Raw genomic sequence first — 2,857 nt, forward strand, 5'->3', positions numbered from 1 at the left:
GGAATAACAATCATCGTATCTTCACCGATTGTCTTCTTATAGGATTCTAATGTTCTATATAAAGAATAAAATTCAGGGTCCTTTGAAAAGCTAGTATTATAAATTCTTGCAGCCTCCGCATCCCCTTCAGCTCTTAGAAGAGCAGCCTCTTTTTTAGCTTCAGCTATCATCTTCGTAACTGTACTATCCGTTTCAGCTTCAATTCTTCTCTTATCAGCATCACCAGTAGACAAAAACTTTTGAGCAACACTTTCACGGTCGGAAATCATCTCGTTATATACAGACTGCTCATTTTCTTCTGGCAGGTCGGTTCTTTTAATACGGACATCTACTACTTCTATTCCATATTTATCTTTAGATAGAAGTTCATTTACTTCTTTAGTAATCTGGTCATTTAAACTACCACGCGATGAATTTTCATCATTAATGATTTCACTATAATTTAATTGACCAAGCTCTGATCGCACTACTGAATAAATAAATTCCTCCATACGAGAGCTTGCATTCACTATGTTTCCTGCATTAGAAATCATGTCCTTTGGATTGACTACTCTCCAAACTGCATAATTATCGATAATTATACGTCGCTTATCCATTGTATTGATCTCTGCCTCAGATAAATTATGATTCATTTGGTATTTTGGAATGGTCGTTACACTTTGTATAAATGGTATTTTCATATGCAGGCCAGGAGAATCTTTAATACTTTTAATCTCACCGAACTGACGAATAACTCTATATTCTCCCTCCTTGACTACATATATATTAGCGAGGGCAATTACTGCAAGTACAAAGACGACAAAAATTGAAATGAACGATTTAGTATGCTTTTTATAATCAATGGGAGTCTTTTCTTTTTTAGGTTTGTTAGGCACAGTTTTAAACTTTGACTCTAAATTTGCAAAAGGGTTGTTATTATCTGACATTATTGTCCACTCCCTTCTTCAGGCTTTTTCTCAGTAGTAGTGCTTGGCGGTGGTGCACTTTGTTTAGAGGACTCTATTTGTTGAAGTGGTAAATACTTCATCGTCCCACCTTCATCATTCATTATATAAATTTTAGCATTAGGCAAAACAGCTTCCAATGTTTCCATTACTAATCGCTGTCTAGTGATTTCCTTATTATTTTGATATTCGGCATATAGCTTATCAAATAAGGCAACATCACCTTTTGCCTGTTCAATACGTGCTGTTTGATAGCCTATAGCCTCTGATTTAATAGCATCCACTTCACCTTCAGCTACACTAACCTTTTCATTAACATACTTTTCTGCATGGTTTACTTTTGTATTTTTAGTTTCTTCCGCATCGGTTACTGCTGTAAATGCAGCCCTAACTTCTGCATTTGGAAGCTCCACATCTTGCAACTTCACGGTCAACACTGTAATACCAATTTCATATTTATTAATCAATGAAGCAAGCAACTCATTTGTATCTGCTTCAATTTGAGCCTTACCTGAAGTTAAAGCATCATCAATTTTCGAATTTCCGATTACTGAACGAATAGATGCAGAGGTTGCATCATGTAACATTTCCTTTGGATTTTCAGAATTAAATAAGTACGCTTTAGGATCTGTTATTTTATACTGAACAACCAAGTCTGTTAAAACGATATTGTCGTCTCCAGTAATCATTTTAGTATCCTTGTCATAGGAAGTGATTTCCCCATTCGCGTCTTGCTTATAACCAAACTGTAAACTGAAGGTTTCTTTTGATAGCTTTTCTACCTTCTGTATTGGCCAAGGAAACTTAAATTTTAACCCTGATTCGGTTATTGGCTCGCTTGCATCTCCAAATGTAATAACTATTGCTTGTTCGGATTCATCTACTGTATACCAAGATGTAAATACTGCGGATAGAAGAACAATGCCAACAATAGATACAGCGATAATAGTTAACAATCTTTTTGTACTCATATTTTTCCCCCTTCTCTATGTATAGTTATTTTACGGGCATGACGAAGGAAAGTTTCAAAAATTTCAAAACTAACTATTTCTTTTTGGCACGGCTTAGAAGGGTTGTTTTTTCGTAGTGTAGGTATCGTTCGTGAAATGTTACATTTAAATGTGCGGAAGCGGGCTAGGAAAAAAGGATATTTGCCTATTAATGTTTAATAGGTAACGAACAGAGTAAAAAAGAATAGTCAAATGATAAAAAATGAAATTAAAACGTGTAGGGGACAAATTTTATTTGTAGGGTGATAAATCGATGATTGGAATAAGCATTGCAACGAAGTGGGAATACGAAGCGACCTTGGAGTACTTTAGCATAAAAAATAACGAACGTTTCAGTTACCCATACGGTGAGTATTTCATAAGAACAATTAATGATACTGAACTTGTTTTTTATAGTACGGGTGTAAGAAAAGTAAATGGTGTTGGTGGCAATCAGTTTATGATTTCTAAATTTGATTTAACTAAAGTGATCGTTGCTGGAACATGTGCAGGAATAGATGAGAAGTACAGTAATTTGGATATTTTTGTACCCAATAAAGCCGTTCAATATGATTGTACAGTAAAAGAAATTGAGCCTTTTATTAAACAATCCTTCATAGTCGATATGGATTTATCTAAATATGGAGATGATTTTTATACAGGAACCATTGGCACTGCTGATAAAGCAGTTGTTATGTGGGAGGACTATTTAGAACTTAAAGATAACGAAATAACAATTGCCGATACAGAAGCGGGTGCAATTGCTTATATCTGTAAGAAGAATAATGTTGAATGCATTATCATTAAAGGAATATCTGATTTTCCGACAGATGAAAGAAACTCCAATAAACTTCAATCGAACATGGAACAAATTAATGTTTATTTAGAAAACACGCCCAAGGTGATGAACAAAATATTTGGAAA

At 34.5% G+C, this 2,857-nt stretch carries 3 protein-coding genes; 1 reads left to right on the forward strand and 2 read right to left on the reverse strand.

The features are described 5' to 3' along the window. Both hflC and hflK read right to left on the reverse strand, forming a co-directional pair. Positions 1–926, reverse strand: a 926-nt coding sequence (gene hflC, locus AC06OU_RS06635) for a protease modulator HflC (protein WP_475854816.1), incomplete at its 3' end; no start/stop codon positions are given. Continuing rightward, positions 926–1,915 carry an FtsH protease activity modulator HflK gene (gene hflK, locus AC06OU_RS06640; protein WP_475854818.1) on the reverse strand — a complete coding sequence of 330 codons (990 nt, stop codon included), beginning with the start codon at positions 1,913–1,915 and terminating at the stop codon, positions 926–928. The genes hflK and hflC, both read right to left, overlap by 1 nt. Positions 1,916–2,207: 292 nt before the next feature. Here hflK and AC06OU_RS06645 point away from each other — a divergent pair. Then, positions 2,208–2,857: 5'-methylthioadenosine/S-adenosylhomocysteine nucleosidase family protein (locus AC06OU_RS06645; protein WP_475854819.1), on the forward strand; the 650-nt coding region annotated here is incomplete at its 3' end.

The sequence above is a fragment of the Psychrobacillus sp. genome, from assembly GCF_056205495.1.

Bases quoted from the DNA above. Each gene is read 5' to 3' on its own strand.
- hflK (WP_475854818.1), bottom strand. From the start codon at position 1,915: ATGAGTACAAAAAGATTGTTAACTATTATCGCTGTATCTATTGTTGGC.